Source organism: Pedobacter sp. BS3, from assembly GCF_008274585.1.
Lineage (GTDB): Bacteria > Bacteroidota > Bacteroidia > Sphingobacteriales > Sphingobacteriaceae > Hufsiella_A.
The window spans coordinates 521,353-544,034 of the sequence record NZ_VTRT01000003.1 but is presented as its reverse complement, the minus strand read 5'-3'; the positions used below and the strand labels follow the sequence as shown (position 1 = coordinate 544,034).

General features: G+C 45.6%; 20 protein-coding genes and 1 pseudogene. 9 read left to right on the top strand and 12 right to left on the bottom strand.

The features are described 5' to 3' along the window. Positions 1-520 precede the first annotated feature (520 nt). Positions 521-5,044, top strand: a complete 4,524-nt coding sequence (gltB, locus tag FW774_RS11175) for a glutamate synthase large subunit (protein WP_149348253.1) — start codon at positions 521-523, stop codon at positions 5,042-5,044. Positions 5,045-5,047: 3 nt separating this feature from the next. Then, positions 5,048-6,520, top strand: a complete 1,473-nt coding sequence (locus FW774_RS11170) for a glutamate synthase subunit beta (RefSeq protein ID WP_149348252.1) — start codon at positions 5,048-5,050, stop codon at positions 6,518-6,520. 304 nt (positions 6,521-6,824) lie between these two features. On the opposite strand, the gene FW774_RS11165 is transcribed toward FW774_RS11170, so the two are convergent. The 5 genes and pseudogenes from FW774_RS11165 to pdxH form a co-directional block, all read right to left on the bottom strand. After that, entirely contained in the window at positions 6,825-7,994 is a 1,170-nt protein-coding gene (locus FW774_RS11165) for an NADH-quinone oxidoreductase subunit D (RefSeq protein ID WP_149348251.1), read from the bottom strand. Between the two features lie 52 nt (positions 7,995-8,046). Then, positions 8,047-8,355, bottom strand: a complete 309-nt coding sequence (locus FW774_RS11160; protein WP_149348250.1) for a helix-turn-helix domain-containing protein — start codon at positions 8,353-8,355, stop codon at positions 8,047-8,049. Further along, a pseudogene (locus FW774_RS11155) lies at positions 8,348-8,449 on the bottom strand (type II toxin-antitoxin system RelE/ParE family toxin); the annotation flags it as partial. The pseudogene FW774_RS11155 and the gene FW774_RS11160, both read right to left, overlap by 8 nt. 42 nt (positions 8,450-8,491) lie before the next feature. Beyond that, a complete protein-coding gene (locus FW774_RS11150) occupies positions 8,492-8,989 on the bottom strand; it encodes an NADH-quinone oxidoreductase subunit C (RefSeq protein ID WP_149348249.1) in 498 nt (165 codons plus the stop codon). Next, positions 8,986-9,639 carry a pyridoxamine 5'-phosphate oxidase gene (pdxH, locus tag FW774_RS11145; RefSeq protein ID WP_149348248.1) on the bottom strand — a complete coding sequence of 218 codons (654 nt, stop codon included), beginning with the start codon at positions 9,637-9,639 and terminating at the stop codon, positions 8,986-8,988. The genes FW774_RS11150 and pdxH overlap by 4 nt, the downstream gene beginning before the upstream one ends. A gap of 170 nt (positions 9,640-9,809) precedes the next feature. On the opposite strand from pdxH, the gene FW774_RS11140 reads away from it, so the two are divergent. Further along, the gene (locus FW774_RS11140) at positions 9,810-10,370 is read left to right on the top strand and encodes a YqgE/AlgH family protein (protein ID WP_149348247.1); all 561 of its coding nucleotides are present in this window, start codon (positions 9,810-9,812) and stop codon (positions 10,368-10,370) included. A 27-nt stretch (positions 10,371-10,397) separates the two neighbouring features. Here FW774_RS11140 and FW774_RS11135 read toward each other — a convergent pair whose 3' ends face one another. Further along, positions 10,398-10,751 (bottom strand): VOC family protein, encoded by a 354-nt coding sequence (locus FW774_RS11135; protein ID WP_149348246.1) that lies wholly within the window; start codon positions 10,749-10,751, stop codon positions 10,398-10,400. 154 nt (positions 10,752-10,905) lie between these two features. Between FW774_RS11135 and FW774_RS11130 the strand changes: the two genes are divergently transcribed. The 3 genes from FW774_RS11130 to FW774_RS11120 all read left to right on the top strand — a co-directional run bounded on the left by FW774_RS11130 (position 10,906) and on the right by FW774_RS11120 (position 12,581). Further along, a complete protein-coding gene (locus FW774_RS11130; protein WP_149348245.1) occupies positions 10,906-11,361 on the top strand; it encodes an NUDIX hydrolase in 456 nt (151 codons plus the stop codon). Between the two features lie 70 nt (positions 11,362-11,431). Then, positions 11,432-12,220, top strand: a complete 789-nt coding sequence (locus FW774_RS11125) for a HipA family kinase (protein WP_149348244.1) — start codon at positions 11,432-11,434, stop codon at positions 12,218-12,220. Beyond that, a complete protein-coding gene (locus FW774_RS11120; RefSeq protein WP_149348243.1) occupies positions 12,198-12,581 on the top strand; it encodes a DUF3037 domain-containing protein in 384 nt (127 codons plus the stop codon). Before FW774_RS11125 ends, FW774_RS11120 begins: the two co-directional genes overlap by 23 nt. A gap of 131 nt (positions 12,582-12,712) precedes the next feature. Here the strand turns inward: FW774_RS11120 and FW774_RS11115 are convergent, their stop codons facing one another. The 6 genes from FW774_RS11115 to FW774_RS11090 all read right to left on the bottom strand — a co-directional run bounded on the left by FW774_RS11115 (position 12,713) and on the right by FW774_RS11090 (position 19,780). Continuing rightward, positions 12,713-13,165 carry a hypothetical protein gene (locus FW774_RS11115; protein ID WP_149348242.1) on the bottom strand — a complete coding sequence of 151 codons (453 nt, stop codon included), beginning with the start codon at positions 13,163-13,165 and terminating at the stop codon, positions 12,713-12,715. 23 nt (positions 13,166-13,188) lie between these two features. Further along, on the bottom strand, positions 13,189-13,653 hold the full coding sequence (locus FW774_RS11110; RefSeq protein WP_149348241.1) for a hypothetical protein: 465 nt from the start codon (positions 13,651-13,653) through the stop codon (positions 13,189-13,191). Between the two features lie 348 nt (positions 13,654-14,001). Next, on the bottom strand, positions 14,002-14,640 hold the full coding sequence (gene pdeM, locus FW774_RS11105) for a ligase-associated DNA damage response endonuclease PdeM (RefSeq protein WP_149348240.1): 639 nt from the start codon (positions 14,638-14,640) through the stop codon (positions 14,002-14,004). After that, on the bottom strand, positions 14,600-17,119 hold the full coding sequence (locus tag FW774_RS11100) for a ligase-associated DNA damage response DEXH box helicase (RefSeq protein WP_149348239.1): 2,520 nt from the start codon (positions 17,117-17,119) through the stop codon (positions 14,600-14,602). Before FW774_RS11100 ends, pdeM begins: the two co-directional genes overlap by 41 nt. Then, positions 17,106-18,722 (bottom strand): ATP-dependent DNA ligase, encoded by a 1,617-nt coding sequence (locus tag FW774_RS11095; protein ID WP_149348238.1) that lies wholly within the window; start codon positions 18,720-18,722, stop codon positions 17,106-17,108. The genes FW774_RS11100 and FW774_RS11095 overlap by 14 nt, the downstream gene beginning before the upstream one ends. 20 nt (positions 18,723-18,742) lie before the next feature. Then, the gene (locus FW774_RS11090; RefSeq protein WP_149348237.1) at positions 18,743-19,780 is read right to left on the bottom strand and encodes a ligase-associated DNA damage response exonuclease; all 1,038 of its coding nucleotides are present in this window, start codon (positions 19,778-19,780) and stop codon (positions 18,743-18,745) included. Positions 19,781-19,925: 145 nt separating this feature from the next. On the opposite strand from FW774_RS11090, the gene FW774_RS11085 reads away from it, so the two are divergent. From FW774_RS11085 to bioA, 3 genes are read left to right on the top strand one after another with little or no spacing between them, the layout of a single operon-like run. After that, positions 19,926-20,909 (top strand): cation diffusion facilitator family transporter, encoded by a 984-nt coding sequence (locus FW774_RS11085; protein WP_149348236.1) that lies wholly within the window; start codon positions 19,926-19,928, stop codon positions 20,907-20,909. Further along, positions 20,902-21,354: an NUDIX domain-containing protein gene (locus FW774_RS11080; protein WP_149348235.1), complete on the top strand. Its 453-nt coding sequence runs from the start codon at positions 20,902-20,904 to the stop codon at positions 21,352-21,354. The genes FW774_RS11085 and FW774_RS11080 overlap by 8 nt, the downstream gene beginning before the upstream one ends. Further along, positions 21,336-22,610 (top strand): adenosylmethionine--8-amino-7-oxononanoate transaminase, encoded by a 1,275-nt coding sequence (gene bioA, locus FW774_RS11075; RefSeq protein WP_149348234.1) that lies wholly within the window; start codon positions 21,336-21,338, stop codon positions 22,608-22,610. The genes FW774_RS11080 and bioA overlap by 19 nt, the downstream gene beginning before the upstream one ends. Positions 22,611-22,682 lie beyond the last annotated feature (72 nt).

The following is a 22,682-nucleotide window of genomic DNA, read 5'->3' as shown; positions in this document are numbered from 1 at the left end:
AGCGGGTTTGACTGGGGTAGAGAATATGAAAAATAATTTTTTGAAAAGCACTTACAGCGTTGTATCGGCAAAGATAGTCCCGCCATCCGCTATAGCCCTCATTGCATTCGGGGCTGCCGCTCCTGTCGGGTTTAGTTTGGTTAAAGCAGTGCTGCTATGGCTTCAGAAACCTCTTGCTCCTTGGTCTGTCCCCCGACAGACCATAAATATTCCAGCCTGTCAGGAGACAGGCCGGGGATAAAAGAAAACTCACAGGTTTCATCAAATCCGTGGGGCTTATTACAAAAAACTGCGTATTTTACCCCGAAAAACCGCCTGATTTAAGGCTTTTTTGGTGAAAAAGCAACCAAATGACGATTGTTAAATTTTTAATGAAAGTATGTTTCTGTTGATAATTTGACAAAATAAACCACCATAATAGGCTTATAACTGATTAAAATTAAAAAAATCTTAAGAGCATTTTAATCTTGTTTACATTTTCCGTATTTTCGTAAACTCACCACTTACACCAATAGATCTGATGAAGCAAATAGAGAATGAGCAGCAGGGATTGTACAGACCTGAATATGAACAAGACTCATGTGGCACCGGTTTTATAACCAATATTCATGGACATAAATCGCATCAAACCATTGCGGATGCCCTGACTATACTTGAAAATATGGAGCATCGCGGGGCCTGTGGTTGTGATCCTGAATCCGGCGATGGTGCGGGTATCCTGTTACAAATACCTCATGAGTTTTTTCTGGAAGAATGTATCTCATTAAACATCCGGTTAACAGAGCCGGGTTGTTATGGCGTGGGAATGCTATTCCTGCCTAAAGATGCATCTCTGAAAAAGCAATGTCATCAATACATCGAGCAGGCCGCCGCTAAATTAGGTATACCTTTATTAGGATATCGTAAAGTGCCCGTAGATCCATCTACCATTGGCAAAACCGCACTGGAAGTAGAGCCCGATATTGAACAGGTATTTGTAGGCCGCCCGGCAGCCATTACCAATATCGACGATTTTGAACGTAAATTATACGTATTAAGAAGCTACATCACCAAGCTAGTTCGCGAGAACGTTAAAAACATCGGTGACAGTTTTTATTTCACCACGTTCTCTGCTAAAATAATTGTATATAAAGGACAATTAACCACTTACCAGGTTCGGGCTTATTATAAAGATCTGTCAGATAAACGGGTGAAATCAGCATTCGGCATGGTTCACTCCCGGTTCTCAACCAATACATTCCCATCGTGGAAACTGGCGCAGCCGTTCCGCATCATGTCTCATAACGGTGAAATCAATACCCTTACCGGTAACCTCAACTGGTTCCATTCCGGTCTGCGTTCTTATTTCTCGCCCTATTTCAGCGATGAGGAAATGGAAATGCTGCTGCCCGTAATCGATGGTAATCAGTCAGACTCGGCCTGTTTGGATAATGTGGTAGAGCTGTTATTACATTCAGGACGTTCTTTGCCCCATGTAATGATGATGCTGGTGCCCGAGGCCTGGGATGGAAACGAACAGATGGATCCGCTTAAAAAAGCATTCTATGAGTTTCATGCCACCATCATGGAGCCCTGGGATGGTCCTGCCGCTTTAACCTTTACCGATGGTAAGATCATAGGAGCCATGTTAGACCGTAACGGTTTAAGGCCGTTGCGCTATGTAGTTACCAGCGACGATCGTGTCATCGCCGCATCAGAAGCCGGCGTACTTCCTTTATCAGAAGCCACCGTTGTTAGCAAAGGCCGTTTACAACCCGGTAAAATATTACTGATAGATACTACTAAAGGCAGAATCATCACAGACGACGAGGTAAAACACCAGCTGGCTACCCGTCAGCCTTACGGCCAGTGGTTAGAGAATTACAAGATCCGTATGGAAGAGCTGCCCGAGCCACGTGTAACTTTCACCAACCTTTCGGCAGATTCTGTATATAAGTATCAACAGGTATTTGGTTATAGCCGCGAAGACGTGGATGGCATCATCAAACCTATGGCCTTGGATGGTAAAGAACCCATTGGCTCAATGGGAACCGATGTGCCGCTGGCCGTATTGTCAGACCGCCCGCAGCACTTATCCAGCTACTTCAAACAATTTTTTGCGCAGGTTACCAACCCGCCAATCGACCCGATTCGTGAGCGCCTGGTAATGAGCCTGGCTACCTTTATCGGTAAAAACGGTAACATCCTGGACGAAGATAAAATGCACTGTCACTGTGTGGCTTTGCAACAACCCATCCTTACAAATATTGAGCTTGAAAAATTGCGCAGTATTGATACCGGCTCGTTTAATGCCAAAACCCTGCAAACCTATTTCAGGGCCGATGGCAAACCCGGTTCGTTAGAAAGCGGGTTAGACCGGCTTTGCCGCTATGCCGAGGATGCCGTAAAAGACGGATTTGAAGTGCTGATCCTGTCAGACCGGGCACTTGACTCCGAACATGCCGCAATTCCGTCGTTATTGGCTGTATCGGCCGTGCATCACCACCTGATCCGTACAGGTTACAGGGGCTCTGTCGGATTAGTTGTAGAAGCCGGCGATGTTTGGGAAGTGCATCATTTCGCTTGCCTGCTGGCATTTGGCGCTACAGCCATTAACCCTTACCTGGCACTGGCCACCATCCAGACCATGAAGGAAGAAGGCAAATTAGATACATCCCTTGAGCTGAAATACCTCTATAAAAACTATATTAAAGCCGTTTGCGACGGATTGCTGAAGATCTTCTCAAAAATGGGAATCTCAACACTGCAATCATATCACGGCTCACAAGTATTTGAGATCCTGGGAATTAATAAGGCTGTTGTTGATAAATACTTTGTTGGAGCAGTATCGCGTATAGAAGGGCTTGGCCTGGATGAAATAGCCCAAGAGAACCTGTATAAGCATAATAATGGCTTCGGTAAATCCAAGGCCGAAGATCACTTACTGCCCGAAGGTGGTATCTATCAATGGAAGCGGCGTGGGGAAGCACACTTGTTTAACCCGCAAACCGTGCACCTGTTGCAACATTCAACCCGAACCGGCAGCTACGATATTTATAAAAACTATGCAAAAGCGGTAAATGATCAGGATGACAAAATGTATACTCTGCGTGGTTTGCTGGAATTTGCCCATCATAACGACCCGATCCCGATTGACGAAGTTGAACCGGCAGAAAACATTATGAAACGTTTCGCCACCGGGGCTATGTCTTTCGGATCTATATCGCATGAGGCACACTCAACACTGGCTATTGCTATGAACCGTATTGGCGGTAAAAGTAATACCGGCGAAGGTGGTGAAGATGAGATACGCTATGAAAAGCTGCCTAACGGCGATTCCATGCGCTCTGCCATTAAGCAGGTTGCGTCAGGCCGGTTTGGTGTAACTTCCAATTACCTCACCAATGCCGATGAGTTGCAGATCAAAATGGCACAGGGTGCAAAACCCGGTGAAGGCGGTCAGTTACCCGGGCATAAGGTAGACGACTGGATTGCCCGTGTGCGTCACTCTACGCCGGGAGTTGGTCTGATCTCGCCGCCGCCGCACCACGATATCTATTCTATCGAGGATTTGGCACAATTGATATTCGATCTGAAAAATGCCAACCGTGCGGCCCGTATCAACGTGAAGCTGGTATCAAAAGCCGGGGTAGGAACCATTGCAGCAGGTGTGGCAAAAGCTCACGCCGACGTTATCCTGATTGCCGGGTACGACGGAGGTACAGGAGCATCACCGATCAGCTCTATTAAACATGCCGGATTACCCTGGGAGCTTGGTTTAGCCGAATCCCATCAAACGTTGGTACGCAACCAGTTACGAAGCCGTGTGGTGCTTCAGGCCGACGGCCAGATGAAAACCGGCCGTGACCTGGCAATAGCTACATTGCTTGGAGCCGAAGAATGGGGTGTAGCAACTGCTGCCCTGGTAGCAGGCGGATGTATCATGATGCGTAAATGCCATCTGAACACCTGCCCTGTAGGGGTTGCAACCCAGGATCCTGAACTGAGGAAATTGTTCAGCGGCAAACCGGAGCATATTGTAAACCTGTTCCGTTTCATGGCCGAAGAGCTGCGTGAAATTATGGCCGAGCTTGGCTTCCGTACCATTAACGAGATGGTTGGCCGTGCCCAGTTCCTCAAAGTACGCGAAGGCATTACTCACTGGAAAGCAAGCAAGCTTGATCTTTCTGGTATACTCTATGCTATCAACAATCCTTCGGGACAAACATTGTATAACAGCGAGCCACAGGATCATGGTATGAGCGATATCCTCGACTGGAAACTGCTGGAGCACGCTAAACAGGCATTGGAAAGTAAAACTCCGGTATTTGCCTCATTCATTGTTAAAAATACCGACCGTACCATTGGAACCATGCTGTCTAACGAAGTATCTAAACGTTACCAGTCGGCAGGTTTACCGGATAATACCATCAACTATAAATTCAGTGGTTCTGCCGGTCAAAGCTTTGGCGCTTTCTGTACCAAAGGTATTTCCTTTGAGCTGGAAGGCGAGGCTAATGATTACGTAGGAAAAGGATTATCAGGAGCACAGTTAGCGATTTATCCGTCGGCGGAAGCTAAGTTTGTTCCCGAAGATAATATCATTATTGGAAACGTTGCCTTGTACGGTGCTACCTCAGGCGAGCTTTTTGTCCGCGGACAAGCCGGCGAGCGTTTTGCAGTGCGTAACTCCGGTGCAACAGCTGTTGTTGAAGGAGTTGGCGACCACGGTTGCGAGTACATGACCGGCGGACGGGCGCTTATCCTCGGAAAAACAGGCCGTAACTTTGCTGCCGGAATGAGCGGCGGTATCGCCTGGGTATATGATCCGGATGGCTCATTCCCCGAAAACTGCAACACCGAAATGGTAGAGTTAGACCCGCTTACCAAAGAAGACGAAGAACAAATACTGGCCCTGTTGCGCAAGCACATGCAGCTAACACAAAGCCGCCTGGCGCTGTACCTCATCAGCAATTGGGCCGATGAGTCTGGTAAGTTCATTAAAGTATTCCCAACAGAATACAAAAAAGTATTACAACGTTTACAATATCAATCTGCTAACTAAAAGATGGGAAAGATCACTGGTTTTAAAGAGTTCGATAGAGAATTACCTGCTAAATTACCTGTAGAAGAGCGGGTAAATAATTATAAAGAGTTTGTTGGCCTGTTTCCCGAAGACAAGCTGAATAAACAGGCTGCACGTTGTATGAACTGTGGTATCCCATTTTGTCATTCCGGGTGTCCGCTGGGTAATGTGATACCCGAATTTAACGACGCTGTTTATAAAAAGAATTGGGAAGAAGCATATTATATCTTAACCTCTACCAACAATTTTCCTGAATTTACCGGCAGAATTTGCCCGGCCCCGTGCGAGGCAGCCTGCGTATTAGGCATCAATAAGCCGCCGGTAACCATTGAGGAAATAGAAAAGCACATTATCGAAATTGCTTACTCAAAAGGATATGTTAAACCACAAAAAAGTCATATCCGTTCCGGTAAATCGGTTGCTGTGGTTGGTTCCGGTCCTGCCGGACTTGCTGCCGCGGCACAACTGAACAAAGCGGGGCACCTGGTTACCGTTTTTGAACGCGATGACCGTCCGGGTGGTTTATTACGTTATGGCATCCCTGATTTTAAGCTGGATAAAGGAGTGGTTGAGCGCCGTATTGCCATTATGGAAGAAAGCGGTATCCTGTTCAAATGTAATACCGAGGTTGGTAAAGATATATCCGCAAAAGAATTACAGGATAATTTTGACGCCATTGTACTTGCCGGGGGCTCAACTATTCCGCGTAACCTGAATATCCCCGGAAGGGAACTGAAGGGCATTTATTTTGCGATGGAATTTTTGAAACAGCAAAACAAACGGGTGAGTGGTATTGAAGTGGATGCCGAGCCTATACTGGCTACGGATAAAGATGTGATCGTGATTGGTGGTGGCGATACCGGTTCTGACTGCGTAGGAACCTCAAACCGTCAGAAAGCACGTTCTGTACATCAGTTCGAGGTGATGTTCCAGCCGCCTAAAGAGCGTACGGAGGCAATGCCCTGGCCAACTTACCCGATGCTGCTGAAAACAACCACCTCACACGAGGAAGGTTGTGAGCGTTACTGGAGCATCAATACCAAGAAATTTATTGGCGATGAAAACGGTAACCTGAAAGGTTTATTGGTTTCTGATGTAGAGTGGGAGCGGGATGCCTTGGGCCGTCCGGTTAAATTTAGAGAGGTAGAAGGCTCAGAGCGGGAGCTGGAATGCCAGCGGGTATTCCTGGCTATGGGCTTCTTGCACCCGCAGCATGAGGGCTTGCTGGAACAATTGGGCGTTGAGTTGGATGAGCGTGGAAACGTAAAAGCCCGTGAAGGCATATATCAGACATCAGTAAATAAGGTTTTTGCCGCAGGTGATATGCGCAGAGGCCAGTCGCTGGTAGTGTGGGCCATTTCCGAAGGCCGCGAAGCTGCCCGCAAGGTAGATGAATTTTTAAACGGCGGACACTCTGAGCTGGAAAGCAAAGAGGCTATCCCGATGTTTGCCTGAGGAAGTTTTCTTAGTAGAAATAAAGAATAAAGAAGCCGCCTTGCAGATATATCTGTAAGGCGGATTTGTTTCGGCATGCCAGACAGCGTTTAAGCGCTGTCTGCAGTAGAAATTAATGTCTTGCTAAAATAAGTTTGGACAACGTGAAAGTCTATTGGTATCTTCCGAACCGGTTTAAGAGAAGAGGATGTCTCAAAAGTCAAAAAAATATTAATTTATAGTCACGCTGACCCCGAATTCTCGGGGGAAGCGCCTTCACAACAACAATTCTTCGACAAGCTTAGGAATGACCATAGGAAACTTTTTACCGGTCAACTTCCCCTAATACGATATCAATAGAGCCAATAGTGGCAATTAAATCAGCTATCAGTACATTACGTGAGATTTCGGGTAAAACGGAAAGGTTGTTGAAGCTGGGCCCGCGAGCCTTAACCCGCTTGGGAATTTCACTGCGGCCATCGCAAATAAAGTAAAAACCTAATTCGCCTTTTGGATTTTCGGCCCGGATATAGAAATCCTGGGCTTTAGGAATAATTTTTTTGGGTTGCTTTGCCCGTGGGTCGAAATCAGGAGTACGTTTTAGTTCATGCTGAAGCCGGTTAAGGCATTGCTCAATAATGCGTACAGACTCTACAATTTCATCAACACGAACTTTATATCTGTCCCAGCAATCTCCAACAGTGCCCATTGCACCTTTGCCAACCGGAATATCAAACTCGAGTTCGGGATAAACGGAATAGGCATCTACACGGCGAAGATCCCATTTTAATCCGGAACCACGTAACATGGGCCCGGAACAGCCATAATTAATAGCCACATCCAGCGGTAATACACCCACATTGGCTGTTCGTGATATAAATATCTGGTTTTCGGTAAGCAGTTCATCCAGCTCTGTTAATTTGGGCTTAAAGTAATTCACAAATTCGCGGCAGCGCTCTTCAAAGCCGACGGGAAGATCGTAAAATAAGCCGCCAACCCAGATATAATTGTATAGCATCCGTGCCCCCGAAGCCCATTCCAGCATGTTCATGATGTGTTCCCGGTCACGAAAGCACCATAAGAACGGAGTGAAAGCTCCGATATCAATGCCATAAGTCCCGATAGCGATGAGGTGTGATGCAATACGGTTCAGCTCACAAACCAGCACCCGTATGTATTCAATCCGTTTAGGAATATCCTGGTCGATACCCATCATGCGTTCAACGCCCATTACCCAGGCGTGACTGTTATTCATCGAAGCGAGGTAGTCCATGCGGTCGGTAAAAGGAATGGTTTGCTGCATGGTCAGGTTCTCGGCATGTTTTTCAAAACAGCGATGCAGGTAACCCAGGTGCGGAATTACTTCCTTTACAATTTCGCCATCAGTAATCAGTTCTAAACGCAGTACGCCATGCGTTGACGGATGCTGAGGCCCCATATTCAGGATCATCTCTTCCGGAGCCAGGTTCTGCGTTAGTTCTTCGTATCGTGTCATTTTATTTGATGAATATCGGCCATGAATATTATATCACAAAGTATATTATCATTTAACCAATCAGCAGGTTTATTCTTTTCCCAAGACCGTATTCAAAAATCCGGTAGAGTGTCGATAGCTGAATATCGCATTTACCATTTTCAAGCCGTGAAATGTAACTTTTTTTTGTGCCTACTTTTTCCGCTAATTGCTCCTGTGTCATTTTAGCTTCCCGGCGAGCCTCCTTCAATATCTCGTTAATTACAAAATACTGGGCTTTTTCCTCAAAAGCATCCCGTTTTTCGGTTCCAATTTTTCCATATTTAATATCCAATAACTCATCAAAGTTTTTGGCCTTTCTGATAGACTCGTTGTTATTCATCACTTTGCTTTTTTGAGTTAAAATACTCTTCTTTTAATTTTAATGCCAGCTCGATTTCCTTTTTAGGTGTTTTTTGTGTTTTCTTTTGAAATGCATTGAAAAGTTAACTTAAAAGTTATCAATATGCAAGCGTATCCTAATAATCTATCTTAATACCTTTGTAGTACGCTGCCGTTTTGTAATCTTTCCGCAGAGGATAACCTTCCCAGTCATCAGGTAATAAAATCCGCCGAAGGTCGGAATGCCCTTCAAAGTAAATTCCAACCAGGTCGTAAGCTTCACGCTCGTGCCAGTCGGCAGTTTTCCAGATATGACTTACTGTTTTAAAGGATGGTAAATCAGCGCTGTTACGGTCGTGATCTTTAATCACTTTAAGTGTAAGCTGGGTTTTATACGGAATGGAAGCCAGGTGATATACCACGCCAAATTTATTAGCCTCCACGCCATAATCAACGCCGGTTAAGCACGAGAGAAAGTCAAAATAACATTTCGGGTTATTGCGTAGTTCAAGGCATACTTCATCAATCTTATCCGGCTGAATAATTAATGCCGGTTGCAACCCGCCGGTTTCAACGGCTTCAACAACCTCGCCCAGCTTATCGGTAAGCAATTGTTTAATATCTTCTGCTGTCATGGTGCTAAACGGGCTATTTTCCAGTTGCTTTTATCGGCTTTTAAGTAAATGATGCGATCGTGAAGCCTGCTGGCGCCACCCTGCCAGAACTCAATGGTTTGAGGTTTAACAAGATACCCACCCCAGTACGAAGGTTTTGGAACTTCGCTGTCGTGATATTTCAATTCCAGTTCCGCCCATTTATTTTCCAATACGTCGCGGCTGGCTATTACCTGGCTTTGCGGCGAAGTTAATGCACCGATCTGGCTGGATTTTGGCCGCGAATGAAAGTAGGCTTCCGACTGTTCTTTGCTCACTTTCTCAATGGTTCCTTCAATGCGCACCTGGCGCTCTATTTCGGGCCAGAAAAATACAAGCGCCGCGACCGGGTTTTTTGCTATTTCTTTACCTTTTTTACTCAGGTAGTTGGTATAAAATACAAATCCATCCGGCGAAAAGCCTTTTAACAGCACAATGCGGGCAGATGGTTTTCCTGCCGGCGATGCGGTTGCCAGTGTCATGGCGTTAGGTTCGGATACCCCTGCTGCCAATGCCTGGTTAAACCAGGTACCAAAAAGCGTGAATGGTTCTGCCGGAGCTTCCTTTTCAGTTAATATAGCCGAGCGGTAATCCTGGCGCAGATTTTCAAGCGTTGTTTTATCTACAGACATAGCTGCAAACTTAGCAATAGAAATTTGCTTTTAATTGATCGGATGATATAATTGACATAAAACATAAATTTGAAGATGAATGTTAAAACATTAATATCGCTGATTAACGCAAAAGGAAAAACAGTTAAGGGGAATGATAAATCAGTGAAGTGCTTTAAACAAAAAATAGTATGCTAAGTAAAAATATACCTCAGGTTTCAAGTTTACTGGTTTCAGAGCCTTTTATGCTCGACCCGAACTTTAAGCGTTCGGTTGTGCTGCTTACTGAATATGATGAATCCGTTGTAGGATTTATCCTGAACCAGATGAGCTCATTGCAGTTGCAGGATGTGCTGCCCGATACGCCCGACTGTGATTTCCCGGTTTATATCGGCGGGCCGGTTGGCTCGGATACGTTGCACTTTATACACCGTTGTTATGATAAGATGAACAGTGGTGTAGAGGTTACAGAGAATATATTCTGGGGCGGTAATTTTGAAACGCTGAAAACGCTGATTCAGAATAAGTTGATAGACAGAACAGAAGTTAAGTTTTTTATCGGTTATTCCGGATGGGATTCTGAGCAGTTGAAAGATGAGCTGAAACAAAACTCATGGCTGGTACATAACCGCTATAATAGCGAGCTGCTTTTTGTGGAGGATGAAGAGAATTTATGGAAAGAAGTAGTGGTCAGCATGGGGCAGAAATTTGCTCATATCGCCAATTTTCCTGAAAATCCCATGTGGAATTAAGGATTATCAGGAAGACGCTCAAATAGATTATTTCTCATGCAGCACCCAACTGTTGCCATCCGGATCGGTCACGAAGGCAAACTTGCCCCAGGGCGTTTCATCAATTTTGCCGGTTTCAATGCCAGCCTCCAGTAAGCGTTTCTTTTCCGCAACTATATCATCCGTAAGAATAGTTGCGCCATGAAGACTTCCGGCGGGCATTTTGGGGAACCACGTTACCAACGTAATACTGACATCACCTTCAGGAAATCCCATTTGAACCCATGTCTGGCCGTTGCCCATAGGCGCTTCAGCTATGATTGATAAGCCCATTTTGAGATAAAACTCCTTTGATTTTTGCTGATCGGTTACCGGAACCGAAATAATACCGATTGATTTCATTTGTTTTGATTTTTAGACTGGTCTCCCAAGAAGTTAGGTGTCAGGTTTAATTATATAAATGTATGAGTAACTTTTTAGATTATATAATTGAACAAATAACTTTATATTGAACTGATGTAGGACACAATTGTTGGCGTAATAATTCAATCAGCGGATGAAACAAAGTGCGGGAATATTGCTTTACCGTTTAACGGGAAAGGCACCGGAGTTTTTCCTGGTTCATCCCGGCGGGCCCTTTTTTATAAAGAAAGATGCCGGTTGGTGGTCGATACCTAAAGGGGAGATGATGCCGGATGAAGAACCTTTGGATGCTGCCATCAGGGAATTTGAGGAGGAAACCGGTTATCGTCCATCGGGGGAGTTTAAGGCATTGCAGCCGGTTACGCAGAAAGGAGGGAAGAAGGTTTATTGCTGGCTTGTTGCTGGTGATCTCGATCCCGAAACGATAACGTGTAATACGTTCGAGCTGGAATGGCCGCCCCGTTCGGGAAAAAAGGCCAGCTTTCCCGAAATTGACCGGGCAGCCTGGTTTTCTTTGAATGAGGCCCGGCAAAAGATGAATGAAAAGCAGGTCGCATTTCTGGATGAAGCCGTCGGAATGCTTACTTAAACCAGGAAGATATTCTTCGACTCTCATAAATTTCAGTTAATTTTCACACGTTTTTCCATAACAGGAAATTATGATTGAAAATCCACTCAGAACCGTTAATGTAACCCGTTACGTCACGCCGCTCCGCGAAGGAGGCTCATTACCTGCCATTGCCGAGGCCGATGACGGATTTTTATATGTGCTTAAATTTCGCGGGGCCGGCCAGGGTGTAAAAGCGCTTATTGCCGAACTGATTGGCGGTGAAATTGCACGGGCGTTAGGTTTTCGTGTGCCGGAAATTGTATTTGCCAACCTCGATGAAGCTTTTGGCAGAACTGAACCGGATGAGGAGATCCAGGATCTGCTGAAATTCAGTGTGGGGTTGAACCTGGCTTTGCATTATCTTTCGGGAGCTATTACGTTTGATCCGGTAGTAACGGCGGTTGATGCCAAAACAGCATCTGCTATTGTCTGGATGGATTGCCTGCTTACCAATGTTGATCGCACTGCCCGTAATACCAATATGTTGATTTGGCATAAAGAGCTGTGGCTGATTGATCATGGCGCCTCATTGTACTTTCACCATGCCTGGCACGATTGGGAAAAGCAGGCCAAACGGCCTTTTATGCAGGTTAAGGAGCATGTTTTACTGCCTTATGCCAGTATGCTGGCCGAAGTTGATCCCGAACTGCGTGTGGTTCTTACACCGGAGCGTATCCGGGCTATTGTTAATTTGATTCCGGATGAGTGGCTGAGTGGTAAAGAGTTCAGTTCTGTAGCCGAGCATAGAGAGGCTTACATTCATTTTCTGGAAACACGAATCGCATCTTCTGAGGTTTTTGTTAACGAAGTGCAACATGCAAGAGAAATACTTATTTGAGTACGCCGTTATCCGGGTGGTTCCGAGGGTTGAGCGGGAAGAGTTTATCAATGTGGGGGTTGTGCTATATTGTGCGGGACTAAAATACCTCAAAATGATCTTTGAGGTAAATCATGAACGTTTACAGGCTCTTGCTCCGGATATGGATTGTGCTGAGATCAAGGCGCATTTACAGGCCTTTGAGCAGATTTGCACAGGTGGAAAAGAAAATGGGCCTATCGGTCAGCTGGATATCGCTTCACGCTTTCGCTGGCTTACGGCTACCCGCAGTACGATGGTACAAACCTCAAAGGTGCATCCCGGCTTTTGTACCGATGCCAATGCAACATTGCTCCGTTTGCACCGGCAATTGGTGCTTTAGGTAAAACAAGCAAGTTTGTGCTCAAAAAGATGGAAGTTTAAAAGTGGTTAAACGAAGCTGGAGTTTTACTCAATTGTGATGTATGAAGTAGTGTTCTTTACATCGCTATAAAATATAGCACCTGGATTTATTTAAGTATTCTTATTTATCGTTTTATATTTGATTATCTCTAAGGCAGATGCTGTTTGTAACAGATGAGTGAATCTTAGCTTATTGGCTTTTTCTTCTTTTTCAACTTCATACAGATCGCCGGATTTTATACAGCTTAATACTTTTTTGTAAATAGAAGTCTTAAAATCATCTGCTATATTTTCTGCACCTTCCGATCCGGTTTTGGGATGAAAAAATAGCAGGTAAAGACATTCATCTTTGATAATAACTAAATAATAAAAACGCCATCCTCCCCGGCCTTTTAACCTTTTTTTGATATAGGGGATTTCTGATTGCCCATTTAGTCGTGTGCCTTCTAAAAACGATTGGCCGCTTTTTTCTGGCGCAAAGAAATAGTTCAGAATATCTTGTTCTATGGATCTGTAAGTACTTTTACGCTTGAGCTTGTCAAATTGAGCCTTAAAATCTTCCAAGCAATAGATCTTCATGCTATTATTTACACCAGTTGCAGTTCTTTGGTGGTTTCCTGGAAGTCGTGATTTTGTGGCAGATGAAAAAATACCGATTCCAAATCGTCAGCGCTCTCTCTTAAATCATCAATAGCATGTTTAAAGCTTTTGATATCTTTTGTTGCAATTCCTTTTTCAAGAAGCTTATTCATTTTTAAGAATTGTCTCACTAAAGTGTTGTGCCAGTCTCTGGTTGCAGCAATTAAATCATTTAATAGTTTTAAGCTATCTTCATCTATTTTATTGAACCAGGTCAGCGCTTCTAATTTTTCGCAAAAAGTTTCTATTTCGGTTGTCTTTTTGTGTAATAACTGTTTGAATTCCAGTATTTTATCCAGGAAAGAGTTAATTTGCTCATCTGTAGTTAAAGCATGGGTCTTTTCCCTGAACGACACTTCTTTCGCTTCATTTACAGTAGCTGCAATTTTATCTTTTTCTGTCAGACATTCCATGTTTGAGTACTTTTTATGGTGGAATATTCAAATATACTACCTCTGTCTGATATATCAGGTAATTATAATGACATTATTTGGCTGGCTATCTTTGTATAGTGAGATTTTATTTGTGTTTAATATGGACTTATTTAAAATAACGTGAGTTCGGGATAGGAAACGCACAACTTGTTTGCGCTCGTTTGCAAAACGAGCGCATAAATCTCCGGCGTTTGTAACGCCGGTAATAGCTGCCTTTGATTGTCTTAAGCAACATTGCGGCGTTGCAAACGCCGTTTTATGGCATCCCGATGGCAAATCGGGACGAGCCTGCGCCTTAACCCGAACTCACGTTAAAATAACCTTAATCTATACCTGCAAAACCTTACCCGGCATAATAGCGTAAATATGCTCGCCAGTCTCGGGATAGATCATGGATAAACCCGTAAAAGCGCTGAAAGCCGGTAATATGGCGTAATCTCTTCCGAAATAAAAGCAGGGAAAACGCAGGCGTTGTTTAGCCTTACCGCTTAACGAAACGCCGGGATGAATGTGCCCGCTAATGGCATACAGTTCATCCGCAGTGCGGCGAGGTGCATCGTGTATAAAGCAGAATGGCCCAAGGCAGAACGAATGTTCACAAATTTCAATATCCAGTCGGGCATAATCGGCGGTTTTAAGCTTGTCATGATTGCCTTTAACCAGAATGAAACGGATATGCGGATATTGTTTCCGCCAGCCTTCAAACTCATCAATATCAGTATTTAATCCATGATGAAACATGTCGCCGGTAACCAGCAGGATGAGTGGCCGGTATTTGTCAAACAGGGCCGATAACCGTTGCAAATCGGTACGGGCCAGGGTTGCGGGAACCTGTATACCGCCACGCCTGAAATGCGCTGTTTTGCCCAAATGCAGGTCGCTGATTACCAACAAATGATGCTCCGGCCAGAATAATGCCCGCTCTTCATCCAGTATCAGCTCTTCGCCGTGGCTGTTTATTCTCATTATTCGCTATTATTATTCGCACATCAGCTTTCATCCGTTCCACCCGGCGTTCCAGTTCCTCAGAGCTCATATTTTCCCGCAGGCTGTCTACCTTGATGGGGAAAGCCAATGGTGTAAAACTATGTGGTGTTTTAATGATGATGCGACTTTGCTGTATCCGCTGCAAGGCAGCCGCTAAACGAGGCTCCTCCAACTGGTAGTAAAACACTTCATCATAAGCCTGCCGCAAAAGTAAGTTATGCCGGTCGTAATCGGTAAAAACATTAAAAAATAGGCCGGCGGATGATTGCAGGTGCTTGTTGGCTACATATTTGCCGGGATAGCCCTGAAAAACCAGGCCCGAAATGCAAGCGATATCGCGGAATTTTCTGCGGGCCATCTCCGTGGAATTAATGCTCTGCACAATATCTTCGCCCAAATTAGCAGGCGAAAATACATCGTAGGCAATGGCATCATCCATGGGGATTTGCTGGTCGCTGAGCAGTTCAAAACCATAATCATTCATGGCGATGGAAAAGCTGATGGGTGTAAGTTTGCTGAGGCGGTAAGCTACCAGCGCAGCCAAAACCTCATGCACCAGGCGCCCTTCAAACGGGTAGGCGAATAGGTGGAAGCCTTCCTTATTACTGATCAATTCAATAAGCAGTTCGTCATTTGCCGGCACGTGTGAGAGCTGCTCCTGTAACTGGAACAGGGGATAAACGGTTTCCAGTTCTACATCCTGGTGTTTTTTGATCAATACCTCGTTGTATTTTTTCCGTAAAACAGCGCCCAGGTTAGCCGAGAGCGGTAAGCGTCCGCCCAGCCAGCTGGGCGAAATGGCCCGTTTCTGACGGCTTTTTTTCACCAGAACGGTCATATCTTTAATACCGCTGAATTCCAGCACACGACCGGCCAGTGTAAAGCTATCACCAGGTTTGAGCTTGGAAATAAAATACTCTTCCACCAGGCCGATATAGCCGCCTTTCAGCCATTTAACTTTGAGCATGGCCTCGCTCACAATAGTGCCGATATGCAGCCGGTGACGCATGGCTAGGTACCGGTTTTTTACCTTCCATAGTCCGTCCGTATCGCGACTAACTTTTTTAAATTCATTATAGGCGCTCAGACTGTCGCCGCCCCACGTAATAAATTGCATACACCAGTCCCATTCCTGTTGGGTGATCTCGCTGAAAGCATGGGTATTTTTGATTTCGCGATAGATAATTTTATCGTCGAAACCGTCGCCAACCGCCAGGCTAACGAGGTATTGCACCAATACATCAAAAGATAGAATGAATGGTTCGCGACTTTCGATGTTTCCGTTTTTTGCCGCTTCTTTAATGGCTGCCGCTTCTACCAGTTCAAGGGCATGCGTAGGCAGAAAATAAATGACCGAGGTTTCAAAAGGGGAGTGGCCGCTTCGTCCGGCTCGTTGCAGGAAACGGGCGACGCCTTTCGGCGAACCTACCTGTACGACGGTATCTACCGGCTTAAAGTCTACACCCAAGTCTAAGGACGATGTGCAGATCACGGCTTTGAGCGCACCGGTATGTAGAGCGTCTTCAATCCAAAGGCGCAGTTCGGCATCAATAGAACCATGATGGATGGCGATTTGCCCGGCGAGATCAGGTTCAATATGCAACAGGTGCTGGTACCATACTTCGGCCTGGCCGCGGGTATTGGTAAAAATGAGCGTGGTTTTGCTTTTCGCAATAATGGGCAGCAGCTTTTCTGCCAGCTTCAACCCCAGATGACCGGCCCAGGGTAGGGTTTCAATATCATCGGGTAAAACCGACCGTATCTCAACCCGCTTATGTAAATCAGTCCGGATAATGATTCTTTTATTATTGATATCGGGTTGCAGCACATCCAGCGCTTCTTCGATGTTACCGATAGTAGCCGAAATTCCCCATATTTTAAGCACCGGACGGTTCTTTTCTTCCAGGATTCCTTTGATCCGCGAAAGCGCCAGCTCTACCAGGACACCGCGTTTGGAGCCCATAAGCTCATGCCATTCATCGGCCACAATACACCGCAGGTTTTCAAAAATCGACGACGAACCTTTCTGAGCCAGCAGCAGGTGAAGACTTTCGGGTGTAATGAGCAGTATTTGCGGCATCAGCTTTTTCTGTTGCAGCTTTTCTGCCTGGGTAGTGTCGCCGTTGCGTATGCCTACCATCCAGTCCGACTCCAGTTCCCGTAAAACCTGCTGCATAGCTCGGGCAATGTCTTTCGACAGGGAACGAAGCGGTGTGATCCAGATCAGCTGCAAACCTTTGGCGGCCTTTTTGCCCTGCTGAAACCGGTTTTCGTTGATGGCCTCGATAAGAACGGCCAGGAACAGGGAAAATGTTTTGCCAAAACCCGTAGGCGCATTGACCAGGCCGCTGTAACCGTCCAGGTAATGCTGCCAGGCTTCCTGCTGGAAACGGAAAGGCTTGTTCCCAGCCGTTTTAAGCCATTGTATAATGGTTTTGTAGCCTTTAGTTCGTTTCATCTCCGGGCTGTTCCAGTGTTGATTGCAGTAATTGCTGCAGGTCGGTTAAGGTATTGATCTCGCTTACGTTTTTGTCCTTTCGCCACCGCAGTATTCGCGGAAAGCGTAACGCGATGCCTGCTTTATGTCGTTTGCTGGCCGCTATTCCCTCAAAGGCAATTTCAAATACCAGTTCAGGCCTTACGGTACGAACGGGACCAAATTTCTCTAACGAGTTTTTGGTGACAAAGGTATTGACTTCCCTGATTTCCTGGTCGGTTAAACCGGAATAGGCTTTGGCGATAGTAATCAGGTTTTCGCCATCGCGTACAGCGAAGGTATAATCGGTAAAAAAATTAGCCCGGCGTCCGCTGCCTTTCTGGGCATAAATCATCACGGTATCAACCGTGTACGGGTTGATTTTCCACTTCCACCAGTCGCCACGCTTACGGCCTGAGTGGTACAGCGAATCGCGTTTTTTGAGCATAACTCCCTCGCTGTTAACCGAACGCGAAGTTTCGCGTAAAGCGGCCAACTCACCCCAACTGGAACAGGAAATTATCGGTGAAAGGTTTACCGGAGAATCGTCGTCCAGTGCAGATAATAGCTCCTCGGCCTTTTTCCTCCGTTCAGACAAAGGCTGGCTTCGATAATCCTGACCCTGGTATTCCAGCAGGTCATAAACAAAAAAGCCGATGGGCGCTTCTTCCAACTGCTTTTTACTGATTTTTTTGCGGTTAAGCCGTTGCTGTAACACGCTGAACGGCAGTACCTGCCGGTTTTTAGCAGCCAGTATTTCGCCATCGAGCACGGTTCCGTCTGGAAGCATATCCTGTAAAAACCAAAGTTCGGGAAATTGCTCAGTTACCAGTTCCTCACCCCGCGACCAGATAAACAGTTCGCCGGCCCGTTTCACGATCTGCCCACGAATGCCGTCCCATTTCCATTCAGCCTGCCATTCGTCGGGCGCACCTAATTTTTCAGGTTCGGTATCCAGTGCATAGGCCAGGCAAAAGGGGTAGGGCCACGAATTGTCGGTATTGACGTGAACACCCTGGATGAGCTCCTGGAACGTGATCTGGTAAGGATCCCACTTACCCATGATGCTGTGCATAATCTGGCTGCTGTCGGTATTGCTTTGTTTGGCCAGGGCGTTAACCAGCATCTTGTTGGACACGCCGATGCGAAAGTTTCCCGATATCAGCTTGTTGAAGATAAACCGTTCCTGGGGTTCCAGCGAGTTCCAGGCATGGAGAATAAATTGCTTTTTCTGCTCATCATCTTTGCCTTCCAGTTCATGCAGGCTTTCAATCCATTGATGCAGGGGATGGTCGGAAAGCTGTTCTGCCGGAGGCAGGAGCAGGGCAATGGTTTCGCTCAGATCACCTACATTATGATAGCTTTCGGTAAACAGCCAGTCAGGAAGTTGCGTAAGCTCTTTAACCCACTGCCGCAACAAGGCCGCTTTTACCGGCCGCCGGGGCTTTTTGCCGGTAAACAGGGCAATTACCCAAACCTTATCCTTATCGTCGGTAAAATTGAAATAGTGAACAAGTGCCTCTATTTTATCGTTGGTTTTATTGCTCAGTTCCAACTGTTGGATCAGTTTGGCGAAACGTTTCATGCAATGGGCAAGTTGGTTGTTTAGTTGGTTAGTTCCTGATTGGTCGTTTTTTCGGGTGTGTCCAGCTTAATTTCAGCTTCATCATCACCGTACCGGGTAATTACTTCTTTAGCATCAAACCCGTTTTCGTTCAGAAAGCGGCTGAATGTTGCCGTGAAACCGTGCGTAACATAAATCTTTTCCGCACCTGTGGCTTTAATAGCTTCTAACAAACCGGGCCAGTCGGCATGGTCGCTTAACGCGAAACCGGCGTCGGCGCTTTGCCAGCGGCGGTGCGCCCGCACCTGCATCCAGCCGGAACAAATGCCGGTTACAGGGCCAGAAAGATTCTTCAGCCACCTGCTGTTCCGCATAGCCGAAGGGACAATGACGATGCCGCTCTTTAATTCTTCTTTGCGGGTATCCGCTGTAATACGGATGGTTTCCGGCAAATGTACCCCGGCCTGCTCAAGTGCTTCATTCAGGTTGGCAATGCTGTTATGCACGTAAATAGGCATGTCTCCAGCAAGGTTTTTAATTAAACGTTGCGCTTTGCCCAGACTGTAGGCAATCAGAACGCTGGTTTTATCGCGTTGCCGGTTATCGGCTATCCAGCTTTTTACCTGGTTAAAGATAACATCCTGTTTCTGCCATTTGTATACCGGCAGGCCGAACGTACTTTCAGATACAAAAGCATGGCATCTTACCGGTTCGAACGGGGTGCTGATGCCATCGTATTCGGTTTTATAATCCCCGGAAATTACCCAAATCTCACCTTGGTATTCCAGTCGTACCTGTGCCGAACCGATGATATGCCCGGCCGGGAAAAAGGATATTTTTACACCATTGCGGGTAACTGTTTTGCCGTAATCCTGTGTTTCAACCTGTAAATCCGTGCTAATGCGTTGCCTGATAATCGGGCCGGTCAAGGTATGGCACAGGTAATGTTTATTGCCAAAACGCACATGGTCGCCATGCCCATGTGTAATTACGGCATAGTCTACCGGCAACCACGGGTCAATATAAAAATCGCCCTGCCTGCAATAGATGCCTTTTTTAGTAAATGTTACCAATGCCATGATGAGATAACAAATTTATGCCGGGAAGTTTTTGTTTCGCAACTATTAGCTATTGGCCGTTAGCCATTAGCTCAATCTTAAATCTCTCGTTTCAAATCTCATATCTTAGCAATAAAAACCTAACTTTGGAGGCAAAATCAGCCGGGTGAAAGCGCATAAAAAAACAATCTTACTGTCGTTAATTATTGGTTTTTTGCTGATGGCAGCCAAGTTCGTGGCTTATTTCATCACCTCATCCAACGCCATACTAACCGACGCCGCCGAAAGTATTGTGAATGTGCTGGCCAGCTCGTTCGCGTTTTACAGCATCTATCTTTCTTCGCAACCCCGGGATGAAAATCACCCCTACGGGCACGGCAAGGTAGAGTTTTTTTCCATGTTTGTAGAAGGCATCCTGATTATGGTTGCCGGGTTACTGATACTGGTTAAATCGGTTTATAATTTATTTACTCCTCAGCAAATCAGTAAATTAGCTGATGGTACTATCATTATTGCTGCAGCCGGAGTAATTAATTATGTATTAGGACATTACCTGGTTGTACAAAGCAGGAAGCTCAATTCGGTTACGCTTTACGCGGATGGCAAGCACCTGAAAACGGACGCTTACAGTAGCGCAGGGCTGGTTACGGGTTTGCTGCTGATTTATTCTACCGGGATTTATTACCTGGACAGTGTTTTATCCATCGGTTTGGGTATATATATTATTTACAGCGGTTACCGGCTGGTGCGGCGCTCGGTGGGGGCTTTGATGGATGAATCGGATACAAAATTGCTGCAACGGGTTGTGGATATTCTGAACCGCAACCGGAAGGATTCGTGGATTGATGTGCATAACCTGCGAACACAGCAGTACGGGCATGATTTGCATGTGGATTGTCACGTTACGCTTCCCTATTATTTTGATTTAGGTAGGGTACATGATGAAATTTCGCAGATAGATGCCCTGATAAACAGTAAAATAGAAGAAAAAACCGAGCTGTTTATTCATGCCGATCCGTGTTTGCCGCAATGCTGTCATTATTGCCGTATGAAAAACTGTCCGGTACGCAGCGAAGAAAAAACAACGGATATTACCTGGACTCCGGTTAACGTTACGCGGAACTTTAAGCATTTTGAAAACGATGTATAAATTCAACGTACGGGTTTACGGCTTGCTGATTAACGATAATAGAGAGATTCTTATCAGCGATGAGGAAGAATATGGCATACGGTTTTCTAAATTTCCGGGTGGAGGGCTGGAATATGGTGAAGGATTGATAGAAGCTCTGAAGCGGGAATTTATGGAAGAATGTCTGGCCGAAATAGAAGTGTTGGAGCATTTTTATACGACTGATTTCTTCGTAAAATCGGCCTTTAATGAGAGCCAGGTTATCAGCATTTATTACCTCGTAAAGCCTTTAACTGATTTATCCTTACCGTTTAAGCATCAGCCGTTTGATTTTGATATGGAAGGCGATATTAAACAAGCTTTTCGTTGGAGAAAGCTGGATAAGCTGACTACCGATGATGTGACTTTTCCAACCGATAAGCGGGTTACAGAACTATTAATACAACAATGGAACAAGAAAATTTAGTAAGCAGAGATTTAGCCGCAATATGGCATCCGTATACCCAAATGAAAACCGCAGCAACACCCGTGGCTATTGTAAAAGGGCAGGGGACGTATCTGTACGATAATTCCGGAAAAAGGTATATCGACGCGGTTTCATCCTGGTGGGTAACTACACACGGACATGCACATCCGTATATCGCACAAAAAGTCGCTGAGCAGTTGCGGGTTTTAGAGCACGCTATTTTTGCAGGTTTCACACATCCGGCAGCTATTGAGCTGGCGGAACGGGTATTAGGCGTTTTACCTCAAAATCAACAGAAGATATTTTATTCGGATAACGGTTCAACAGCAGTAGAGGTGGCACTAAAAATGTGCCTGCAATTCTGGAGCAACCAGGGCAAGCCCAAAACTAAAATATTAGCGTTTAAAAATGCCTATCATGGCGATACTTTCGGCGCTATGGCGGTAAGTGGGCGCAGCGCCTTTACAGCGCCTTTTGAGAAGCTGTTGTTTGAGGTTGAGTTTATCGATTTACCCACTGCACATAATATCTCAAATCTCAAATCTCAAATTTCACATCTCAAAGATGATTTGGCCGCATTTATTTTCGAACCGCTGGTGCAAGGTTCAGGCGGTATGCTGATGTATGAAGCCGCCTACCTGGATGAGCTACTCAAAACCTGCAAAGCAAACAATATCTTAACCATTGCCGACGAAGTAATGACCGGCTTCGGGCGTACAGGTCGTTTTTTTGCATCGGATTACCTGGAGCATACAGCCGATATTTTTTGCCTCTCGAAAGGGCTTACCGGTGGTACGATGGCTTTGGGTGTTACCTCCTGCACCAATGAGATTTATAACGCTTTTTTGTCCGACGACCGCTTGAAAACGCTGTTTCACGGACATTCGTTTACGGCAAATCCTGTAGCCTGTTCGGCGGCGCTTGCCAGCATGGATTTAATGGAACAGCCTGAAACGATGCAGCACATCAGGCGCATAAGTGAGCGTCACGCTGCTTTTAAAAAGGAGATAAGCGGGCATCCCAAACTGAAAGATATCCGCCAGACGGGAACTATTATCGCTTTTGAATGGCAAACGGGTAACGATACATCGTATTTCAGCTCACTGCGTGACCGCTTATACCAGTTTTTCCTGCAAAAAAATATTATTCTTCGCCCGTTAGGCAATATCATTTATATTCTTCCTCCGTATTGCATCAGTGATGATGATTTAGCGTATGTGTATGATAGCATAGAGGAGGCGCTGGAGACCATTTAAGCATTTCTTGCCAAAAATTTACAAAGCCATACGCTTGAACGGCCTATATTTACGCCGGATTAAAAACAGATC